Origin of the sequence: Saccharopolyspora sp. NPDC000359, from assembly GCF_040300525.1 — a bacterium.
Lineage (GTDB): Bacteria > Actinomycetota > Actinomycetes > Mycobacteriales > Pseudonocardiaceae > Saccharopolyspora.
This window is the reverse complement of sequence record NZ_JBEPDU010000007.1, coordinates 1-21,322: the sequence shown is the minus strand read 5'-3', so window position 1 is coordinate 21,322 and position 21,322 is coordinate 1. Positions and strand designations below refer to the sequence as shown.

Here is a 21,322-nt window from a genome sequence, read left to right as displayed (position 1 = left end):
TGCCCCGCCGATCTGGTTCCCGGTGTATCCAGCCGCGGGGTTTCCACCTCCTTATGGGCGTGAACGAGATCAGCATCCCGCCCCTGGGAAATGAACACGGACTCTTCCTGCGCGCAGAAGCGCTGGCCGCCGGGATCACCGACCACCAACTGCGGAGCTCAGCCTTCCGGAGGGTCCTGCACGGCGTGTACACGACCTGCGAGACGCCACTCACCCATGAACTGAAGTGCCACGCCGCAGCAATGCGACTACCCCCGACCGCGATGCTCACCGGCCTGTCCGCCGCAACGCTCCACGGCGTGCCGCTCGCCGATTTCTCCACTCCGGTGGACGTGATCGTGCCCCGCGAGTACGGCATGCACCGCCGCCAGGGACTTCGGTGCTCCGCGGTGCGGATCTTCGACTTCGAGTACTCCCCCTGGTACCAGATGCGACTGGCTGGAGTCGAACGAACCGCGTTCGACCTGCTGAAACGCCGTTCCGCGGCAATGGCGGTCGCCCACTGCGACGCGCTCCTGCACGCTGGCCTGATCACGGCCCAAGCAATCGAGAAGTTCCTCTCCGGACGGGGCGACAACGGCGTGGTGCGGGCGCGGCTCCGAATTCCCCACCTGGACGGCCGCGCGGAGTCGATCCAGGAGTCCGTGCTGCGCGTCGAGCTCGCCGCGCGCGGCCTGGAACCAGTTCCCCAGCTCGAGGTCTTCCACCGCGGCCGTTTCGTCGCTCGCGTGGATCTGGCCTTCCCGGCCGAATGTGTCGCCGTCGAGTACGACGGGGAGTGGCACTCCGACCCCGTCCAGATCAGGAAGGACGAGCTTCGGCGGAGACGACTGTCCGATGCGGGGTGGTTGGTCATCACCGTCACGAACCAGGACATGCGCACGTCGATGGACGTCCTCGCCGCGACGATCCGTTCGGCCCTCGCCCGCAGGAGGAACCGCAGTTTCAATTGAAACTGCGGCTGCCAGGCACGAGGGACCGCAGTTTCAACTGAAACTGCGGTCCCCAGCCACATCGAATCGCAGTTTCAATTGAAACTGCGATCCTCGGCTGGGCGGGGCCGGTCTGCGGGGGTGGGTTGGTGTGGTGTTTACCCTGGTGGGGTGTTGGTTCTGCTGCCTCCTTCGGAGACCAAGTCGGTTGGTGGTTCGGGTGCACCGCTGGACTTGGGCGGGCTCTCGCATCCGGAGTTGACCGGGACCCGGCGGCGGCTGGTCGAGGCACTGTCCACTTTGGCTGATGACGTGCCCGCGAGCCTGGACGCGCTCGGGTTGTCCGAGCGCCAGGTCGAGGAGGTCCAGCGCAACGCCGAGCTCTGGGACGCGCCCACCGCCCCGGCGCTCGAGCGCTACACCGGGGTCCTCTACGACGCACTCGACGTGCAGTCGCTGTCCCCGGTGGAGCGCAAGCAGGCCGACGCGCGGCTGGCGGTCGCGTCGGCGCTGTTCGGCATCGTGCACGGGACGGACGCGATTCCCGCTTACCGCCTCTCCGGGGGCAACTCGCTACCCGGCATCGGGACGTTGCGCAGCGTGTGGCGCCCAGTGCTGGAACCCGTCCTGACTGCCGCCGACGACCTCGTCGTCGACCTGCGCTCCGGCGCTTACGCCGCGCTGGCGAAGATCCCGGGCGCGGTGGCGGTCCGCGTGCTCTCCGAGGATGCGAGGGGCAAGCGCAAGGTGGTCAGCCACCACAACAAGGCGCACAAGGGCAAGCTGGCCCGAGCACTGGCCCAAGCCCCCGACGAACCGGAGTCGGTGGAGGACATCCTTGCCGTGGCCAGCGACGCCGGACTCCAGGTCGAGCGCGAGGGCGACCGCGCCCTCTGCGTCGTCGTCCACCCCTGACGTCACACCGACGGCGCCTCCGCAGGCGCGCCGACACGCACCAGCGCAGAGCATGAAACCGCAGGACAGCGCGCCTTCGACCAAGAACACGAGCATGCCCACGTGAGTCGAGAGACCCGACGGCGCTTCGTCCCACTGGTTCAACCCCTGCGCTACCGCGGTCACGGCGGTGGCGCGGAAGAAGAGTGCGATCCGGGGGAAAGCGAGTCCGCACCGGACGGCGGAGCCCCAGCTCCCCGCTGATCGGCCACTGCGGTCCCACGCACCACCAGATCAGCCCGCACACGAATGCGACGGGAAATGGAACGACGAGCGCGTAGCGGCCCTCGGCACTGATCGACAGCGCGCTGACGACGGCACCCACGCAGAACGCAAAGCTCAACGCGGTGATGAGCCACCGCAGGAGGCTCGACCGCCGACAGCACGAGCCGTCAAGTGCCGCTGGTCAGCAGCGCTTCCACGACACTCTGCTACTCGGACACCGCATGCGGTTTCGACGCGCCACGCCGCCGCCTCCGCACCAGCAGCACTCCACAGGACACGAATCCGTTGGCGCACATCAGGAAGGTCATGGCCTGCAAGCTGAATTCGCTGAACTGGCTCGACTGCGACTGCCCGCTCGCTGGCGAGGAGGCTCCTGCGATCATCAACAAGCCGAGGAACGACATGGCCAGCACCAGGGGCAGTGGCCGGTTCAGCTGAGCGAACCGGCGGGCCAGAACCGGGTGGACCTCCTGCAGCGAAGGCCACCTCGACGACTCCTTCCTCCGCGCCTGCCGACGCAGGAGAAGGAGGCACCCCGACGGGGCCGCCAGGAAGAACATGGTCGCCACCAGACCAAGGTCCGCGGTCGGGGACGCACCCGGGGGCGGTACACCGAAGAGGAAACCCAGGAAACCAGCGACCATGCTGTTGGCGCTGAAGACGAAGCAACCGGCCAAGAGCAGCGGGGACCGCTCCTTGACGATGCGTGCCAGGTACCAGGTCGACCGGTGGTCCCAACCCGGTTGCGCCGTGCGCTCCTGCACCTCAGGCCGCATCTCATCGACCGGTTCGCCCGCGACCGGTGGGTCGGCAACCGGCGCGTTCGCGACCGGGGGCGACCCGCCGTAGTAGATGTGAAAATGATTATCACCGTTGTGGACGCCCGCCTGAACGGCTTGACCGACGGTGGCGTTGTCGATGCTGTTGTGGCCCGCCACCGCACCGGTTCGCGCCCCTCCACCGCTCCTCGAGCGCGCCGGACTGCCCTCATCTGCTCCGGCCACGGCGTTACCCCCTCCACACGAGCCGAGATCAAGACGGATTGTATCCACCTCGACACCGCCTGTAGCTGGAACCGGGCACTTCGCGCGACACCACTCCACCTCGGGCAGCGCGCAGGGCAGTCGACCCGCGCCCTCGGAAAACCAGTTGCGCCCATCAGCGCCGGATGTGAACACTGTCGCCATCGCGGTAGTCCCGCGTCGTCAAGCGAGGGGAGGTTCGTCGTGGTGGCCGTTGTGGTGACGGTGCGCGCTTCTTTCGCGCACGGACGCAGTCGAACTTCCATTCCTCCGCTGCGGTTGCGCTGAGCTCTCGGTGCTCGGGCGGAGGTTCTCGCCCTCGTGAGGAGCACCCGATCTTGTCCTCGTACGAGCAGTACGACCCATCACTCTTCCGCAACACCAAGAAGTCCAAGGCGCGCAAGCCGAAGGGCCAGAAGCGGCAGCGCTTCGACGACGAGCCGGTCCGGCGCGGTCGGCTCACCGAGGAGGAGCGCGGGCGGCTCGCCGCGCTGCGCGACGAGCCCGAACCCGCGCCGCTGCCGGGTGGTGCCGACCGGTGGTCCACCTGGGACAGCGGGGAGCGCGGCCCGGAGCCGCACCCGTCCTGGCTGGTGACCGAGCTGGCAGCGGTCGACCACGAGCTGGGCGTGCTCAAGACCGGCAAGGAGGCCGACGTCCACCTGCTGCGGCGGTCGGTGCCCGGCGCAGACTCCTGCCTGCTGGCGTCCAAGCGGTACCGCGACGCCGACCACCGGATGTTCCACCGCGACGCCGGGTACCTGGAGGGCAGGCGGCTGCGCAGGTCCCGCGAGATGCGGGCGATCGAGCACCGCACGTCGTTCGGCAAGGGCATGATCGCCCAGCAGTGGGCGGTGGCGGAGTTCCGCGTGCTCTCCGCGCTGTGGCTGGCGGGCGCCCCGGTGCCGTACCCGGTGCAGCGGGTCGGGACCGAGGTCCTGCTGGAGTTCGTCGGCACCCCGGACGGCACCGCCGCCCCGCGCCTGGCCGCGCTGCGGCCCGACGCCGACGAGCTCGACGAGCTCTGGGCGCAGCTGGTCGAGGCCCTGGTCGTGCTGGCCCAGCGCGGCTTCACGCACGGCGACCTGTCCGCCTACAACGTGCTGGTGCACGACGGGCGGCTGGTGCTGATCGACCTGCCGCAGGCCGTCGACCTGGCGGCCAACCCGCTCGGCCTGGACTACCTGCGACGTGATGCACACAACATCGCTTCGTGGTTCCACGCCCGGGGTGCGGACGCGACCAGGACCGATCCGGACCAGCTCGCGGAACGCCTTGCCACAGCGGCGAACCTGCTTTGGTGACGATGCGCTGACCGGCTCGGGCGCCCCGCCCGGCGGCCGGGCCGGTCAGCTAGACTGCGGGGGAAATCGCCGGGATCACCGGCCCGTGTCCGCTGCGACACGCCTTGACCACCTATCGGCGCCGACGCGCCGGGCTCGTCCTCGTGATCGCCCGCGGACATCCCGCGAAGCCTCCCCGTGACGTGCCACTTCCGGGAGTTCTTCGTGCCTTCACGCTCGTCCACCACGCCCACGCGCTCTGCCCGCCGACCGCGCCGCCGCCGTCCGCAGGGGCAGCCGCAGCAGCCGAAGCGCAGCCTGTTCGACCAGGTCGGGGTGACCGCGGTCGACCCGGCACCGTTCGCCGACCTCGGCCTGCCCACCCGGCTGGTGCGCGCGCTGGCCGACGGCGGGATGGTCGAGGCCTTCCCGATCCAGGCCGCCACCATCCCCGACGCGCTGACCGGCCGGGACGTGCTCGGGCGCGGTCAGACCGGTTCCGGCAAGACGCTGGCGTTCGGCCTGCCGCTGCTGGCGCTGCAGCAGGGCAACGCCCGGCCGCTGCACCCGCGCAGCCTGGTGCTGGTCCCGACCCGCGAACTGGCCACCCAGGTCACCGATTCGCTGAAGCCGCTGGCCAAGGCCCTCGGGCTCTACGTCCGGGAGGTCGTCGGGGGCACCTCGTTCAACCGCCAGGTGGACACGCTGCGGCGCGGCGTGGACGTCCTGGTCGCCACCCCGGGTCGGCTCGCCGACCACGTCCGGCAGGGCACCTGCGTGCTGTCCGAAGTGGAGCGGACCGCGCTCGACGAGGCCGACCAGATGGCCGACATGGGGTTCCTGCCGCAGGTCCGCGAGCTGCTGGACCTGGTCCCGGCGGACGGTCAGCGGCTGCTGTTCTCCGCCACCTTGGACGGTGACGTCGACAAGCTCGTGGACCGGTACATGACCGACCCGGTGGTGCACTCGCTGGCGCCGCCCGCGGCCAGCGTCGACAGCATGGAGCACCACCAGCTCCTGGTGTCCTCGACCGACAAGCAGGCCGTGCTCGCGCGCATCGCGGCGCGCGATGGCCGCACGATCATGTTCGTGCGCACCAAGCACCACGCCGACCGGATGACCAAGAAGCTGCGGGCGGCAGGTGTCCCGGCGGGTGCGCTGCACGGCGGCAAGGCGCAGAACGCCCGGACGCGCATCCTCGACGAGTTCCGCAGCGGTGAGACGTCGACGCTGGTGGCGACCAACGTCGCGGCCCGCGGCATCCACGTCGACGACGTGAGCCTGGTCGTGCACGTCGAGCCGCCGGCCGACCCCAAGGACTACCTGCACCGGGCGGGTCGGACCGCCCGCGCGGGCGCCACCGGCACGGTGGTCACCCTGGTCACCGACGACCAGCGGGAGGCGTTCCGCACCATGGCCGCGCAGGCGGGGGTCAAGGCCAAGACCACGTCGGTCAGCCCCGAGGACGCGGAGCTGGCCCGAGTGACCGGTGCCCGCGAGCCCAGCGGTGTCTCGCTCGTGGCCCCGAAGCAGCAGGCACCGCGCGCTCGCGGTGCCAAGCGCCCGGACCGCGCGGCTGGTGAGTCGAACCGTCGGCGGCGCCCCGCGGAGCGCGGGCAGGCGGAGAGCGGGCGCCGCGGCCAGGCCTCGTCCGGGCGCGGTGCCCGGCGCGGCAACCGCGGTGGAGCTCGACAGGGCTGAGGAGGGAGTACCCGGTGGGTCGTGACCTGGCGGACGTGGGCGAGCAGTTCCGGCAGTTCTGGCGGGAACGCCACCTGAGCACGTTGACGACGGTGCGTCCCGACGGCACGCCGCACGTGGTGCCGGTCGGGGTGACCCTCGACGTCGAGACGGCCACCGCGCGGGTGATCTCCTCCGCCACCTCGCACAAGGTGCGGCAGATCCGCGCGGCCGGGCCCGGTGGGGCGCAGGTCGCGGTCTGCCAGGTCGACGGGCGGCGCTGGTCCACCCTGCAGGGGGTGGCCGTGGTGCGCGACGAGCCCGAGGTGGTGGCCGACGCCGAGCGCCGGTACGAGCAGCGCTACAAGAAGCCCCGCGAGAACCCGGCCCGCGTGGTGATCGAGATTTCCGTGACGAAGGTCCTCGGCAACGCCTGACCACGACGTGGTGAGGTGGTGCGGTGAGCGTTCTCCAGGAGAAGCCGGAGCTGGTCCACGTCGTCGGCATCGGGGCCGACGGCGCGGCGGGCCTGTCCCGGCACGCCCGGACCGTCGTGGAATCAGCCGAGGTGCTGTTCGGCAGCTCCCGCCACCTCGACCTGGTCCCGGAGGCAGCTGGGCAGCGGGTGGCCTGGCCCACCCCGCTGCTGCCCGCGCTGCCCGGCCTGCTCGCCGAGCACGCCGACCGGTCGATTTGCGTGCTGGCCAGCGGTGATCCGATGTTCTACGGGATCGGTGGCACGCTGGTGAGGCTGCTGGGCCGGGATCGGGTGCGGATCATCGCGCACCCGTCGTCGCTGTCGCTGGCCTGCGCGCGGATGGGCTGGGCGGTGCAGGACACCGCGGTCGTGAGCCTGGTCGGCCGCCCGGTTGAGCTGCTGCACCCCCGCGTGCAGCCGGGGAACCGGCTGCTGGTGCTCAGCGCGGACGGCAGCACGCCGCACGAGGTCGCGGCGCTGCTGCGGGCGCGCGGTTACGGGCCGAGCAGCATGACCGCGCTGTCCGCACTCGGCAGCGAGCGGGAAGGGCGCGTCGAGGCCACCGCCGACGACTGGAAGTCCACAGTGGACTCATTGAACGTGGTCGCGGTCGAGTGCTGCGAAGCCCCCGGGGCGCGGACGCTGCCGGTCACGCCGGGACTCCCGGACGACGCCTTCGAGCACGACGGGCAGCTGACCAAGCGCGAGGTGCGGGCGATCACGCTCGCCCGGCTGGCCCCGTCGCCCGGGCAGTTGTTGTGGGACGTGGGTGCGGGCGCCGGTAGCATCGCGATCGAGTGGATGCGCAGTGATCCGTCCTGCCGGGCGATCGCGATCGAGCACCGCGACGACCGGGCGCAGCGCATCACCGCGAACGCGAGCGCGCTGGGCGTTCCCGGGCTCCAGGTGGTCACCGGAGCCGTGCCGCACGCGCTGGACGGGTTGGCCGAGCCGGATGCCGTCTTCGTCGGCGGCGGTGGAACCGCGCCAGGAGCGCTGGAAGCGTGCTGGGCCGCGTTGCGCCCCGGTGGTCGGCTGGTGGTCAACGCGGTCACGTTGGAATTGGAGGCGTTGGTGGCCGACTGGTACCGCCGGTGCGGCGGTGAACTGGTCCGGATCTCGGTGGAGCGCGCCGCGCCGATCGGTGGTTTCACCGGTTGGCGGCCCGCGATGCCGGTGACGCAGTGGGTGGTGAGCAAGCGATGACAGTTCGTTTCGTGGGTGCCGGACCAGGGGCCGCGGACCTGATCACGGTGCGGGGCCGCGACGTCATCGCCGCCTCGCCGGTGTGCCTGTACGCGGGGAGCCTGGTGCCGGAGGAACTCCTGGAGCACTGCCCGCCCGGCGCCAAGCTGGTGGACACGGCCAACCTCACCTTGGACGACATCCTCGCCGAGCTGCGGGCCGCGCACGGAGCCGGGCTCGACGTGGCGCGGCTGCACTCGGGGGACCCGTCGGTGTTCAGCGCGGTCGCCGAGCAGATGCGCCGGCTCGACGCCGCCGGGATTCCGTACGAGGTGGTCCCGGGCGTCCCGGCCTTCGCCGCTGCGGCGGCCGCGCTGAACCGCGAGTTCACCGTCCCGGGTGTCGGCCAGACCGTGGTGCTGACCCGCACCTCCGCCCGCGCCACGCCCATGCCGGAGCACGAGGACCTGGCCACCCTCGGCCAGAGCCGCGCGACGATGGTCCTGCACCTGGCGGTGAACCGCATCGAGCAGCTGGTGGCGGAGCTCGTGCCCAACTACGGCGCGGACTGCCCGGTCGCGGTGGTGGCCAACGCCAGCCGCCCGGACGAGGTCGTCCTCCGCGCGACGCTCGCCGACATCGCCACCCACGTCCGGGCGGCGGGCATCACCCGGACCGCGGTGGTCGTGGTGGGCGAAGTCCTGACGGCCTCGGAATTCCCCGACAGCCACCTCTACTCCCCCAACCGCTGCCGCACCTGACCACTCGGGCGCACGTCTTCGCAACTTCCGACGTGGTGGCGGCCGTTGCGGAATTCGTCGTGCTCACCGGTGCGACGCAGTCGCACCGGTGAGCACGACAATCACGCGCCTGGAACCAGGTGGTGCCCTGAAGGGAATTGGTCCACGCCCGGGCGGGCAGCGTCATCCACATCCGATTGCAGTTCTCCCCTCCCCCGGAATAACTTCGCCACGCAATGGCGGTGCGCCGCAGCGCGGAATTGGCGGAACGGCGCGGAAACCGAGAACGGAGAACATCTTGCCCTTCGCGACCACCCTCAGGCGAGCAGGCGCTTCCGCCCTCGCCATCGGTGTCCTGACCTCGTCGGCCATGCTGGCTGCCACCGTGTCGGCGTCAGCCGCCACCGGCCAGCTCACCGTGTGCTCCCAGGGCGATTACGACTCCTTCGTGGAATTCCCCGCGCGCGGCGGGATGACGACGGTCATCGTGGACAGCGGGCACTGCATGGACTTCGACTTTGGCGACAGCAACGCGTCCGAACCGATCAACGTATTCGGTCTTCAGGACCCGGCCCAGTTCTGGATCGGGAGCGGCAGTTTCCGGCCGAGCGAAGGCGGAACCGTCACCACCCACGGTTCCTCGGCCCACCCGTGGGCATCCATTCCGGACGCCTGACCGGATCGGGCGGTTCACGGGAGCGGAAGTCCACTCATTTCGGTGGACCGCGCTGCGCTTGATACCACCCATCCGGTCAATTCACCGGTCGGGAGCGGGCAATCAGAACCACCCGGTCTGCCTGCTCCCGACCGATCGCGCACGCCGCGAGCAACCGAGTGCGCGTCGCCGCGCAGCGGCCATCGCGGCGGGGTCGGCAACCGCCTCGGTGCGGCCGGAACCCGAATCCGGTCGGGAGGCGCGGACCTACGGCCCGGCCGGGTCGGTCCGGCCGACGACGGTGCCTGCTCGGTCGATGACGATGACGTCGACCTCGATCGGGGCCCCGCGGAGGGTGTCGAGGCAGAACTGGCGGGCCCGGTGGGCGATGAGGTCGCCCAGCGGGAGGTTCGCCGCGGTGCAGAGCTGGAGCGCTTCGAGGGCCGTGTTGGCCCCGGTGATCCGCGTGGTCAGGTCGGGGGTGGCGCCCGCTTCGCGGGCGATCGCCGCGAGCAGGCCGAGGTTGACCTGGGAGCGCTTGGAGTGCAGGTCCAGGTGTCCGTCGGCGAGCTTGGAGATCTTGCCGATGCCCCCGGCCACGGTGAGCCGTGGGACCGGGTGCCTGCGCAGATACTTCAGCACCGCGCCGGCGAAGTCGCCCATGTCCAGCAGGGCTTCGTCGGGCAGGTCGTGGAGCTCGGTGACCACCTTCTCGGAGGTGCTCCCGGTGCACCCCGCCACGTGCTCGATGCCCGCCGCGCGGGCCACGTCGACACCGCGGCGGATGCTGTCGATCCACGCCGAGCACGAGTACGGCACCACGACGCCGGTGGTGCCCAGGATGGACAGTCCACCGAGGATGCCCAGCCGCGGGTTCCAGGTGCGGCGGGCCAGTTCCTCGCCACCGTCGACCGACACCTCCACGACGACGTCACCGCTGCCACCGTGCTCCGCCGCGACCTGCGCGACCACGTCGCTCATCAGCTGCCGTGGCACCGGGTTGATCGCCGGTTCGCCGACCGGCAGCGGCAGGCCGGGTTTGGTGATGGTGCCCACACCCTCCCCGGCCCGGAAGACCACCCCGGCTCCTGGTTCCGCTGGGCGGACCGTCACCGACACCAGCGCGCCGTGCGTCACGTCGGGGTCGTCACCGGCGTCCTTGACCACGCCCGCCGTCGCGAAGTCCGCGCCGAGCCGTTCGCGGGCGAGCGCGAAGGCCGGCCGGTGCCCCTTGGGCAGCAGGACCTCCACCGGGTCCGGGAACGCGCCGGTCAGCAGCGCCGTGTAGGCGGCGGCCGTGGAGGCCGTGGCGCACGCGCCCGTCGTCCAGCCGTACCGGAGGCCCGATCCCCCGCTCATCGTGCGCCTCCGAACTCGTGACCAGGTCGCGTCCACGATAGGCGCTGCCGGTGGGGAGAATGCACTTCATGCGGTCCGGAACACGGCGGGTGCTCATCCTCGGCGGTACCGGCGAGGCCCGGCGGCTGGCCGGGGTGCTCGCCGAGCGGCCCGACCTGCACGTCACCTCGTCCCTGGCGGGCCGGGTGCGGGATCCGCAGCTGCCGCCGGGCGAGGTGCGGGTCGGCGGGTTCGGCGGCGTCGACGGGCTGACCGGCTGGTTGCGCAGCGAGGGCGTGGCAGCCGTCGTGGACGCCACCCACCCCTTCGCCCAGGCCATCACCGACAACGCCGTGGCAGCCGCCCAGCGCGCGGGGTGCCCGCTGCTCGTGCTGCGCCGTCCCGCCTGGGAGCCGGAGGCCGGGGACGACTGGCGACCGGTGCCGTCGATGGCCGCGGCCGCCACGCTGCTCCCGGAGCTGGGCGAACGGATCTTCCTCACCACCGGCAGGCAGGGCCTCGCCCACTTCGCCGGGCTCGACCTGCACTTCCTGGTCCGGGCCGTCGACCCGCCCGAACCACCGCTGCCACCGCGCACGACGGTGCTGCTCGCGCGCGGACCGTTCAGCGTCGCCGACGAGCTCGCGCTGCTGCGGGAGCACCGCGTCGACGCGCTGGTCAGCAAGAACAGCGGTGGTTCGATGACGAGCGCGAAGCTCACCGCGGCCCGCGAGCTCGGGCTGCCGGTGGTGCTGGTGCAGCGCCCGCCCCGGCCCGACGCGCCGTCGGCCGGGACCGTCGAACAGGCCGCGGCCTGGCTCGATGCCGTGCTGGGCGATCACGCCGGGTAACGCCTCGGGGTGTACACGACCTCCGCCCCGTCGGCGCCCTGGACGACCCGCGTGGTCGACGAGCCGATCAGCAGCAGGCAGCGCATGTCCACATCGGACTGGTCGAGGTCGGCGAGCCGCACCACCTCGATGCTCTCCTCCGGACCACCGACGTCGCGTCCGATGACCACCGGCACGTCCGGCGAGCGGTGCTCCAGGACCGCGTCCCGCGCCGCCGCGACCTGCCAGGTCCGGCTGCGCGAGGCGGGGTTGTAGATCGCCATCACCAGGTCGGCGGCCGCCGCGGCCCGCAGGCGCTCGACGATCACCTCCCACGGCTTGAGCCGGTCGGACAGCGACAGCACGCAGAAGTCGTGGCCCAGCGGCGCGCCGACCCGGCTGGCCACCGCTTGCGCGGCCGTCATCCCGGGCAGCACCCGCACCGGCACGTCCGAGCGCTCCGCCGCGACCTCCAGCACCGCGCTGGCCATCGCGAACACCCCGGGGTCCCCGGAGGAGACCACGGCGACCTTCGAGCCGCGCCGCGCCAGCTCCAGCGCGAACTCCGCGCGCTCGGCCTCGACGCGGTTGTCCGAGGCGTGCTTGCGCTGCCGCGGGTTGTCCGGGACGCGGGCGAGGTAGGTGGTGTAACCGACCAGGTCGTCGGCCTCGGCGAGCGCCGCCTGTACCTCCGGCGTCACCCACTCGCGACCGCCCGGGCCGAGCCCGACCACCACGACCTCCCCCCGCCCTGCGGTTCCGGCGGGTGCCGCGCCCTGGGGGGCCGCGGTGGTGGCGTTCGCCGGGCCGGGCAGCAGCGCCAGGGAGAAGTACGGGACGGTGCTCGGGTCGACGTCGGTCAGCGGTTGGCAGCGCTGCCGGTCGGTGGTGGCGCGCTCGACGTACCAGGCCTCGTCCGCCCGGCCCGCCTTCTCGAACGCCTCCCGCACCCCGTCGAAGGTCCGGCCGAGCTTGAGGACCGCGGCCGCGTCGGTCGCGGCGAGCCGCTCGGCGAGGACGTCCGGCGGGAGGGTGCCCGGCAGCACGGTGAAGGTCTCGTCGCGCTCGGCCAGCGGGCGCCCCAGCGCCGCCGACGCCCCGCTGATCGAAGTGATGCCGGGGACCACCTCGGCCCGGAAGCGGCCCGCCAGCCGCTTGTGCATGTGCATGTAGGAGCCGTAGAAGAGCGGGTCGCCCTCGGCGAGCAGCACCACGTCCCGCCCGGCTTCCAGGTGCGCGGCGAGCCGGGCCGCGCAGTCCGCGTAGAACTCGTCGATGGCGCCCTGGTAGCCGCCCGGGTGGTCGGTGGTCTCGGTGGTCACCGGGTAGACCAGCGCTTCCTCGATCTGCCCTGGCCGCAGGTAGGGCTCGGCGACGGACCGCGCGATGCTCCTGCCGTGGCGGGCGCTGTGGTAGGCGATCACCTCGGCCCGCTCGATCAGCCGGGCGGCCTTGATCGTCACCAGCTCCGGGTCGCCGGGGCCGAGTCCCACGCCGTAGAGCGTGCCGTTGCTGCTCACTCTTCCTCGCTCGCGATCGCGTTGATGGCGGCCACCGCCATGGCGCTACCGCCGCGGCGACCGCGCACCACGAGGTGTTCCAGGCCGCTCGGGTGCGCGGCCAGCGCGTCCTTGGACTCGGCCGCGCCGATGAAGCCGACGGGCAGGCCCAGCACCGCGGCGGGTTCCGGGGCGCCGTCCTCGACCATCTCCAGCAGGCGGAACAGCGCCGTCGGCGCGTTGCCGATCGCCACCACCGAACCGGCCAGCTGGTCGCGCCACAGCTCCAGGGCCGCCGCGCTGCGGGTCGTGCCCAGCTCGCGGGCCAGGTCCGGCACGCGCTCGTCGGCCAACGTGCAGATCACCGGGTTGTCGGCGGGCAGGCGCCGCCGGGTCACCCCGGCGGCGACCATCGCGGCGTCGCACAGGATCGGCGCACCACCGCGCAGCGCTTCGCGGGCGTTGCGCACCACGTCCGGGGAGTACGCGAGGTCGTCGACCAGGTCGACCATGCCGCAGGCGTGGATCATCCGCACCGCGACCCCGGCCACCTCCGGTGGCAGGTCGTCCAGCCGGGCTTCGGCGCGGATCGTGGCGAAGGAGCGGCGGTAGATCTCCGCCCCTTCCCGGACGTACTCGGGCACCCCGCGGTAGCGGGAGCTGTTCTCGTTCACACTGTCCTCCGTGCCGCGCCGAGCGCGGCGGATACCTGGTCGACATCGGCTGCGGAAGTCCACGTCGCTCCGTCGAGACCGACTTCGTAGCCGTCACCGGTGGCCAGCACCTCCACGACGCGCCCCGGCGGGCGGCCGCAGCGCCGCTCGCACCCCGACCAGTGCACCGGCAGGTCACCGGGGGGCACCGCGCGTCGGGCGTCCGCGCGGACGTCGGCCCGCGACTTCGCGCACCCGGGCCGACCAGCGCAGGTGGTCACGCCGAGCCCGTCCGAGGCGGGGTCCACGAGCAGTCCCCGCGCGCCGAGCTCCGACAACCACCGGTCGGCTTCGTCGGGCCGCATGCCGGGCAGGACGAGGGTCCGCCACGGCGTCAGGCGCAGTTCGCCCGCGGCCCCGGATGCGGCGGTGATGATATCCACCTGGTCCGGCGCCAGGCGGCCCAGTGGTGCGCCCGCCACCGCGGCGACCGTCCCATCAGGACGGTGCGCGCGCCCGACCTGCGCATGCGTGCTCGGCGGGGCCACCGGCTCGACCGGAACGGCCTCCGCGCCCAGCCGCTCGGCGATCCGCCGCGCGCCGCCGACGAGTTCGGCCAGCCGCCAAGCCTGGCTGCCCTGCGCCGCCTTCTCCGCGAGGAACGCCTCAGCTGCGGCGATGGCGGTTCCCACGGCCCGCTGCGGGGTTTTCCGCACACCGGAGTCCGCTCCGGCCAGCAGCAGCGCGACGGTGTTGGCGTCCAGTGCGCGCAGGCCGACGTCGGCACCGAGCGAGCTGACGTCGCCGCTGCCGTCGTCGATCGCGAACAGGAAGCGACCGGGCAGCTCGGCCAGCGCCGGGGTACCGCAGAGCGCCGCGTCGAGCTCGGCCGCCACCGCGCGCACGTCCACCAGCTCGCGGCCGTCCGCGGAGGGCGAGCCGATGATGTTGCGGACCCGCTCGTGGGTGGCGGAAGGCAGCAGACCCGCTTCGCGCAACCGCGCGGCCAGCTCGTGCTCCGCGCCGGACGGCAAGCCGCGGACCTGCAGGTTCGCCCGCGACGTGAGCTCCCACCCGCCGTCGCCCAACCCCGCCGCCGCGGCGAGCGCGCGGACCTGCGCCGGGGTCAGCGCGCCGCCGGGAACGCGGATCCGGGCCAAGCCCCCGTCGGCGGCCTGGTGCACCCGCAACGCCCCGGGGCACCCGTCGCGCTCTGGTCTGCTGGATCTTCGCAACACCCGGCAGATACTACGGACCCAGGTAGTTGCGGACGCAAACCAAGCTGGGCCACGACGCGCACCATGCCCGCGTGACCCGACGCGAGTGGCGCAGTTTCAATTGAAACTGCGCCACTCAGTCACGTCGGTTCGCAGTTTCAATTGAAACTGCGAATTCTGGTCACCCACCTGCACGACCACCGGCGGGTTCGGAAGGCTCCCCGACGAGGACGTCCCTCCGCCGCCCACCGGGTTACCCGCAGCTCAGGGCACCTCTCGGGTTCCGCCAGGCGACCACCCGTGCAACGCGACCCCAAAAGGTTCTAAGATCGCCCTGTTGCGGAGAGTGGTCGCAACACCCAGCGGCGACGGTGGAGGAAGCCGGTGCGAATCCGGCGCGGTCCCGCCACTGTCACCGGGGAGCGGACTCCACGACGCCACTGTCCTCTTCGGACGGGAAGGCGGAGCGAGCGCTGATCCGGGAGCCAGGAGACTCCGGTCGCCGCAACCTGCGAACCGGGGCGAGGACCCCGAGGGAGGTGCCGTCATGCGCTGCGCACGCGCGCCCTGGCCCAGCGATGCCCGCCGAGCCGAGGAGCGACCCGCATGATCCTGCTTCTGTCCACTTCGGACACAGACCTGCTCAGCGCGCGGGCCGCCGACGCCGACTTCCGGCTCGGCAACCCGGCCCGGCTGGGCATGGACGACCTGCCGCCGCTGCTGGAGGACGTCGACCTGGTCGTGGTGCGGCTGCTCGGCGGCCGCCGGGCCTGGGAAGAGGGGCTGGACGCGCTGCTGGCCGGGCCGCGGCCGGTGGTCGTGCTCGGCGGTGAGCAGGCCCCGGACGCCGAGCTGATGGAGTGCTCGACCGTCCCGGCCGGGGTGTGCGCCGAAGCGCACCGCTACCTCGCCCACGGCGGGCCGGACAACCTCGCCCAACTGCACCGCTTCCTCTCCGACACGATCCTGCTCACCGGGCACGGCTTCGAGCCGCCGGCGGAGACCCCCACCTGGGGCGTGCTCGAACGCACCCCGCGCCGCACCGAGGGCCCGACCGTCGCGGTGCTCTACTACCGCGCGCACCACATGGCGGGCAACACCGCCTTCGCGCACGCGTTGTGCGACGCGATCGAGGACGCCGGTGGCCAGGCCCTCCCGCTGTTCTGCGCCTCGCTGCGCGCGCCCGACCCGGGACTGCTGGAGCAGCTCGGCAAGGCAGACGCGCTCGTGGTCACCGTGCTGGCCGCGGGCGGCACCAAGCCCGCCACTGCCTCCGCCGGAGGCGACGACGAGGCCTGGGACGTCGGCGCGCTCGCCGAGCTGGACATCCCGATCCTGCAGGGGTTGTGCCTGACCAGCAGCCGCGCCGCCTGGGAGGACAACGACGAAGGCCTGTCACCGCTGGACATGGCCACCCAGGTGGCGGTGCCGGAGTTCGACGGGCGCCTGATCACCGTGCCGTTCTCGTTCAAGGAGAACGACGCCGAAGGCCTGCCGGTCTACGTCGCCGACCCCGAGCGGGCCGCCCGGGTCGCCGGGATCGCGGTCCGGCACGGCCGGTTGCGGCACGTCCCGCCGCAGGACAAGCGTCTGGCGCTGATGCTCTCGGCCTACCCGACCAAGCACTCCCGGATCGGCAACGCGGTCGGCCTGGACACCCCGGTCAGCGCGGTCCGCCTGCTGCGGGCGCTGCGCGAGCAGGGCTACGACATCGGCCCGGCGGACGGCCCGGACGCGCTGCCCGGCGTCGCCGACCAGGACGGCGACGCGCTGATCCACGCGCTGATCGCCGCCGGTGGCCAGGACCGCGACTGGCTGTCCGAGGAGCAGCTCAGCGGCAACCCGGTCCGCATCCCCGCCCGCCGGTACGCGGCGTGGTTCGCGACCCTGCCGGAGGACCTGCGCGGCGCGGTCGAGCAGCACTGGGGCCCGCCGCCCGGCGAGCTGTTCGTGGACCGCTCCCAGGACCCGGACGGCGAGATCGTGCTCGCCGCCGTCCGCGCGGGCAACGTCGTGCTGATGGTGCAGCCGCCGCGCGGCTTCGGCGAGAACCCGATCGCGATCTACCACGACCCGGACCTGCCGCCCAGCCACCACTACCTGGCCGCCTACCGCTGGCTGGTCGACGAGTTCGGCGCGCACGCCATGGTGCACCTGGGCAAGCACGGCAACCTCGAGTGGCTGCCGGGCAAGACCGCGGGCATGTCCGCCTCGTGCGCCCCGGACGCGGCGCTGGCCGACCTGCCGCTGATCTACCCGTTCCTGGTCAACGACCCCGGCGAGGGCACCCAGGCCAAGCGCCGCGTGCACGCCACGCTGGTCGACCACCTGGTGCCGCCGATGGCTCGCGCGGAGAGCTACGGCGACATCGCGCGGCTGGAGCAGCTGCTCGACGAGCACGCCAACATCTCCGCGATGGACCCGGCGAAGCTGCCTGCCATCCGCAGTCAGATCTGGACGCTGATGCAGGCCGCCAAGCTCGACCACGACCTCGGGCTGGACGAGCGGCCGCACGACGCGGAGTTCGACGACATGCTGCTGCACGTCGACGGCTGGCTGTGCGAGGTCAAGGACGCCCAGATCCGCGACGGCCTGCACGTGCTCGGCGACGCCCCGGACGGCGAAGCCCGGGTCAACCTGGTGCTGGCGATGCTGCGCGCCCGGCAGATGTGGAGCGGGCAGAGCGCCGCGCTGCCCGGCCTGCGCGAAGCGCTCGGGCTCACCGAGGACGGCAGCGCGGCCCGCGAGCAGGTCGACGACGTGGAGGCCCGCGCGCACGCCCTGGTCCAGGGCATGGAGGACCGCGGGTGGGAGGTCGGCGCCGCGGCGGAGGTGTGCCGGGAGGTCCTCGGCGAGGCCACCGGCGCGGTGGTGCGGGTGCTGGAGTTCGCCGCCACCGAGGTCGTGCCGCGGCTCGCGGCGACGACCGACGAGATGAGCGCGACGCTGCACGCCCTCGAAGGCGGGTACGTCCCCGCCGGGCCGAGCGGATCGCCGCTGCGCGGACTGGTCAACGTGCTGCCCACCGGCCGCAACTTCTACTCCGTCGACCCCAAGGCGGTGCCCAGCCGCCTGGCCTGGGAAACCGGTTGGGCCATCGCGGAATCCCTGCTCGACCGCTACCGCGCCGACACCGGCGAGTGGCCGCGCTCGGTCGGCCTGTCGGTGTGGGGCACCAGCGCGATGCGCACCTCCGGCGACGACATCGCCGAGGTGCTGGCGCTGCTCGGCGTCCGGCCGACCTGGGACGAGGCCTCGCGCCGCGTCAACGGGCTGGAGGTGGTCCCGCTCGACGAGCTGGGCCGTCCCCGCATCGACGTCACGGTCCGCATCAGCGGCTTCTTCCGGGACGCCTTCCCGCACGTGGTGGCCCTGCTCGACGACGCGGTGCGCCTGGTCGCGGCGCTCGACGAACCGGACGAGCAGAACTTCGTGCGCGCGCACGCGCAGGCCGACCTCGCCGAGCACGGCGACGAACGCCGCGCCACCACGCGGATCTTCGGCTCCAAACCGGGCGCCTACGGTGCCGGGATCCTGCCGCTGATCGACAGCCGGAACTGGCGCGACGACGCCGACCTGGCCGAGGTGTACGCGGTGTGGGGCGGCTTCGCCTACGGGCGCGAGCTGGACGGCGCACCGGCGCGCAGCGACATGGAGAGCGCCTACAAGCGGATCTCGGTGGCGGCGAAGAACACCGACACCCGCGAGCACGACATCGCCGACTCCGACGACTACTTCCAATACCACGGCGGCATGATCGCCACGGTCCGCGCGCTGACCGGCAAGGCCCCGGCGGCCTACATCGGCGACAGCACCCGCCCGGACTCCATCCGCACCCGGTCCCTGACCGAGGAGACCTCGCGGGTGTTCCGCGCCCGCGTGGTCAACCCGCGGTGGCTGGCGGCGATGCGCCGCCACGGCTACAAGGGAGCCTTCGAGCTCGCGGCCACAGTGGACTACCTGTTCGGCTACGACGCGACGACCGGTGTGGTGGCCGACTGGATGTACGAGAAGCTCGCCGAGACCTACGTCCTGGACGAGGAGAACCAGCAGTTCCTCACCGAGTCCAACCCGTGGGCGCTGCACGGCATCACCGAGCGCCTCCTGGAAGCGGCCAACCGCCAGATGTGGCAGGAACCGGACCCGAACACCCTGCAGGCCCTCCAGGAGGTCTACCTCCAAACCGAAGGCGACCTGGAGGACGGCCCCCAGCGCTGACCCACCCCGATCCCAGCGGAGCCGGAAGTCCGACCTCCCTGGAGACGGCGGGAAGTCCGCCACAACCCGGACGCCCTCCGGCATGTCGGCAGCACGACATGCCGGGGGGAAACCCGACTTCACGGGTAAGCCACGTCCCCACGGCCGAGAGCCCCTGCGGGCCCTCCAGGAGAACCACCGGCAGGCCAAGCCCCACCCTGGACGGCGACTCCCTGCACCGATCACCGAAATTTCAAGGGAAACCAGACACTGGTTCTCCTTGAAGCGCGGACCCAACAGCCGAAGACCGGGCCGAGCATCAAAGGCCGAAGGCCCGATCCCGCATGCCGCAGGCCGGGTGCCGGGGCCAGGTGACGGGCTCCCAACCCATGGCGTCGGGAATCAGGACCAACCGCCCTGCGGACCTTCCAGGAAACCCACCGGTAGGCCAAGCCCCACCCTGGACGGCGACTCCCTGCACCGATCACCGCGATTTCAAGGGAAACCAGACACTGATTTCCCTTGAAATCGCGGGTCCGACAGCCTGGGGTCGGGTTGGTGTCGGGTTCGGAGGTTGTGGGGACCGGGTCAGCGGCGGGTGTCGGGGGCGAGGTCCGCGACCGGGCCGATGACGATCACCGCGGGCGGCTTGATGTCCGCTGCGCGGACCGCGTCGGCGGCCTCGGCGAGGGTAGTGCGCAGCGTCTGCTGGTTGCGGGTGGTGCCTTCCTGGACCACCGCGACCGGGGACTTCGGGTCGCGGCCGTGCTCGACGAGGACCTCCGCGAACTCCGCGATCCGTTTGACGCCCATCATCAGCACCAGGGTCCCGCGCAACCGCCCGAGGGCGGACCAGTCCACGAGGGACTGCTCGTCGTGCGGCCCGACGTGACCGGACACCACCACGACCTCGTGCGCGACGCCGCGGTGCGTCACCGGGACATCCGCCGCCGACGGGGCGGCGAAGGCGCTGGTGATCCCGGGGACGGTGGTCACCGCGACCCCGGCCTCGACGCAGGCCAGCAGCTCCTCGAAACCGCGCCCGAACACGTAGGGGTCGCCGCCCTTGAGCCGCACCACGAACTTGCCCGCCTTGGCGTGCTCGATCAGCAGCGAGTTGATGACGTCCTGGTTCGCGGCGCGCCCGTAGGGGATCTTCGAGGCGTCCACCACCTCCACGTGCGGGCCGAGCTCCTCGAGCAGCTCGCGCGGCGCCAACCGGTCGGTGATCACCACGTCCGCGCGGCCCAGCAGCTGGCGGCCGCGAACCGTGATCAGGTCCGGGTCGCCGGGGCCACCGCCCACCAGAGCAACGCCCGGTGCTGGGGGCTCGGAGCGCTCGTCGACCACGCCGGTCCGCAACGCCTCGACGAGCGCGTCGCGCACGGCTGCGGACCGGCGGTGCTCACCGCCTGCGAGCACACCGAGCAGCAGCCCGCCGTGCTGTGCCACGGCAGGGGTGACCGCGGTGCCCTGGGACGCGTCGTCCGCGCGCACGCAGAAGATGCGGCGCTCCTCGGCCTCGGCCGCGACGGCCGCGTTCACCTCGCTGCCGGTCGCGCACGCCACCGCGTACCAAGCGCCCTCCAGGTCACCGGCGGCGTAGGGGCGCCGGTGCCAGGTCAGCTCGCCCGCGTCGGCCATCGCCTCGACCGCCGGGGTCGCCTCCGGCGCGATGACCTCGACCCGCGCACCGGAGTTGATCAGGCGCGGCACCCGGCGCTGCGCGACGGTGCCCGCGCCGACGACCACCACCCGCTTCCCGGTGAGGTCCAGACCTGCGAAGTAGTGGTGCTCAAGGTGCTTGGTCATGTCCGTAGTCCATGTCGTGCTTCGCCCCGGCGACCTCGCCGGGGCCTGTGCTCGAGGGGCGCAGCTACGCGGTTGGCCACTCCGTCGTGGCTCACGATCACCGCCCTGACCGCACGGCGCCACCTGGCACGGGCCGGCCGCCGGTCACCCGCACCCGCGGTGCGGCTCCCCGCCGGAACGCGGGGTGTCGACCATCCTGCCATGAAAGCGCCCGGAATCAGAGGCCCGAACAACTGCGGCGCCCACCACGTCCACCCCCACCCCCAACGACCACAGCACCAAGCCCGCAGCCCCAACCCTCCACGATGGACATCCCAACCCACCGACCACCGCCCCCATCCCCCCGGTGACACCAATCACCCAAAATCCAGGAGTCCCCGCTCCCCCACAACGACGCGCCACTCACCACCGCAGGTCAGGGGTCGTGAGTGCGTAACAGTGTTCCAACCCCGTTTCGCACTCACGACCCCCGAACACCCCAAGCAGAGCCGATGCAGCGACCCGCTGCGGAAACCGCAGCCGCCCCGCGACCTCCCAGCAGTGCGCGGCGCACACCACCGCAGGTCGGGGGTCGTGAGTGCGTAACAGTGTTCCAACCCCGTTTCGCACTCACGACCCCCGG

The 21,322-nt window shown here is 72.2% G+C and carries 16 protein-coding genes and 1 riboswitch; of the genes, 10 read left to right on the top strand and 6 right to left on the bottom strand.

Annotated features, from left to right (window positions below):
* Positions 1–59: 59 nt before the first annotated feature.
* Together ABT324_RS06975 and yaaA are read left to right on the top strand one after the other, a co-directional pair.
* Positions 60–953 (top strand): DUF559 domain-containing protein, encoded by an 894-nt coding sequence (locus ABT324_RS06975; RefSeq protein ID WP_351172921.1) that lies wholly within the window; start codon positions 60–62, stop codon positions 951–953.
* Between the two features lie 150 nt (positions 954–1,103).
* Positions 1,104–1,847 carry a peroxide stress protein YaaA gene (gene yaaA, locus ABT324_RS06970; RefSeq protein WP_351172918.1) on the top strand — a complete coding sequence of 248 codons (744 nt, stop codon included), beginning with the start codon at positions 1,104–1,106 and terminating at the stop codon, positions 1,845–1,847.
* A 470-nt stretch (positions 1,848–2,317) separates the two neighbouring features.
* Here the strand turns inward: yaaA and ABT324_RS06965 are convergent, their stop codons facing one another.
* Entirely contained in the window at positions 2,318–3,115 is a 798-nt protein-coding gene (locus tag ABT324_RS06965; protein WP_351172915.1) for a hypothetical protein, read from the bottom strand.
* Positions 3,116–3,471: 356 nt separating this feature from the next.
* Here ABT324_RS06965 and ABT324_RS06960 point away from each other — a divergent pair, with 356 nt between their 5' ends.
* The 6 genes from ABT324_RS06960 to ABT324_RS06935 all read left to right on the top strand — a co-directional run bounded on the left by ABT324_RS06960 (position 3,472) and on the right by ABT324_RS06935 (position 9,175).
* On the top strand, positions 3,472–4,437 hold the full coding sequence (locus ABT324_RS06960; RefSeq protein WP_351172912.1) for a serine protein kinase RIO: 966 nt from the start codon (positions 3,472–3,474) through the stop codon (positions 4,435–4,437).
* A 204-nt stretch (positions 4,438–4,641) separates the two neighbouring features.
* Complete coding sequence (locus ABT324_RS06955) at positions 4,642–6,117, top strand: DEAD/DEAH box helicase (RefSeq protein WP_351172909.1); 1,476 nt, start codon at positions 4,642–4,644, stop codon at positions 6,115–6,117.
* A gap of 14 nt (positions 6,118–6,131) precedes the next feature.
* Positions 6,132–6,533 carry a pyridoxamine 5'-phosphate oxidase family protein gene (locus tag ABT324_RS06950; RefSeq protein ID WP_351172906.1) on the top strand — a complete coding sequence of 134 codons (402 nt, stop codon included), beginning with the start codon at positions 6,132–6,134 and terminating at the stop codon, positions 6,531–6,533.
* Between the two features lie 23 nt (positions 6,534–6,556).
* Positions 6,557–7,780 carry a precorrin-6y C5,15-methyltransferase (decarboxylating) subunit CbiE gene (gene cbiE, locus ABT324_RS06945; protein WP_351172903.1) on the top strand — a complete coding sequence of 408 codons (1,224 nt, stop codon included), beginning with the start codon at positions 6,557–6,559 and terminating at the stop codon, positions 7,778–7,780.
* Positions 7,777–8,520, top strand: coding sequence for a precorrin-4 C(11)-methyltransferase (cobM, locus tag ABT324_RS06940; protein WP_351172900.1), 744 nt, complete (start codon positions 7,777–7,779; stop codon positions 8,518–8,520). Before cbiE ends, cobM begins: the two co-directional genes overlap by 4 nt.
* Before the next feature lie 277 nt (positions 8,521–8,797).
* The gene (locus ABT324_RS06935) at positions 8,798–9,175 is read left to right on the top strand and encodes a hypothetical protein (RefSeq protein ID WP_351172897.1); all 378 of its coding nucleotides are present in this window, start codon (positions 8,798–8,800) and stop codon (positions 9,173–9,175) included.
* 246 nt (positions 9,176–9,421) lie between these two features.
* Here ABT324_RS06935 and ABT324_RS06930 read toward each other — a convergent pair whose 3' ends face one another.
* Positions 9,422–10,513, bottom strand: a complete 1,092-nt coding sequence (locus ABT324_RS06930) for a cobalt-precorrin-5B (C(1))-methyltransferase (RefSeq protein WP_351172894.1) — start codon at positions 10,511–10,513, stop codon at positions 9,422–9,424.
* A 68-nt stretch (positions 10,514–10,581) separates the two neighbouring features.
* Between ABT324_RS06930 and ABT324_RS06925 the strand changes: the two genes are divergently transcribed.
* A complete protein-coding gene (locus ABT324_RS06925; protein WP_351172891.1) occupies positions 10,582–11,343 on the top strand; it encodes a cobalt-precorrin-6A reductase in 762 nt (253 codons plus the stop codon).
* On the opposite strand, the gene ABT324_RS06920 is transcribed toward ABT324_RS06925, so the two are convergent.
* From ABT324_RS06920 to ABT324_RS06910, 3 genes are read right to left on the bottom strand one after another with little or no spacing between them, the layout of a single operon-like run.
* Positions 11,331–12,842, bottom strand: a complete 1,512-nt coding sequence (locus ABT324_RS06920) for a precorrin-2 C(20)-methyltransferase (protein ID WP_351172888.1) — start codon at positions 12,840–12,842, stop codon at positions 11,331–11,333. The genes ABT324_RS06925 and ABT324_RS06920 overlap by 13 nt on opposite strands.
* Entirely contained in the window at positions 12,839–13,495 is a 657-nt protein-coding gene (locus tag ABT324_RS06915) for a precorrin-8X methylmutase (protein WP_502949705.1), read from the bottom strand. The genes ABT324_RS06920 and ABT324_RS06915 overlap by 4 nt, the downstream gene beginning before the upstream one ends.
* Positions 13,492–14,712, bottom strand: coding sequence for a ferredoxin-like domain-containing protein (locus ABT324_RS06910; protein ID WP_351172885.1), 1,221 nt, complete (start codon positions 14,710–14,712; stop codon positions 13,492–13,494). Before ABT324_RS06910 ends, ABT324_RS06915 begins: the two co-directional genes overlap by 4 nt.
* Before the next feature lie 353 nt (positions 14,713–15,065).
* Positions 15,066–15,187: riboswitch (cobalamin riboswitch) on the top strand.
* 110 nt (positions 15,188–15,297) lie between these two features.
* Here ABT324_RS06910 and cobN point away from each other — a divergent pair.
* Positions 15,298–18,909: a cobaltochelatase subunit CobN gene (cobN, locus tag ABT324_RS06905; protein WP_351172882.1), complete on the top strand. Its 3,612-nt coding sequence runs from the start codon at positions 15,298–15,300 to the stop codon at positions 18,907–18,909.
* 567 nt (positions 18,910–19,476) lie between these two features.
* Here cobN and cobA read toward each other — a convergent pair.
* Positions 19,477–20,700 (bottom strand): uroporphyrinogen-III C-methyltransferase, encoded by a 1,224-nt coding sequence (gene cobA, locus ABT324_RS06900; RefSeq protein WP_351172879.1) that lies wholly within the window; start codon positions 20,698–20,700, stop codon positions 19,477–19,479.
* Between the last annotated feature and the right edge of the window lie 622 nt (positions 20,701–21,322).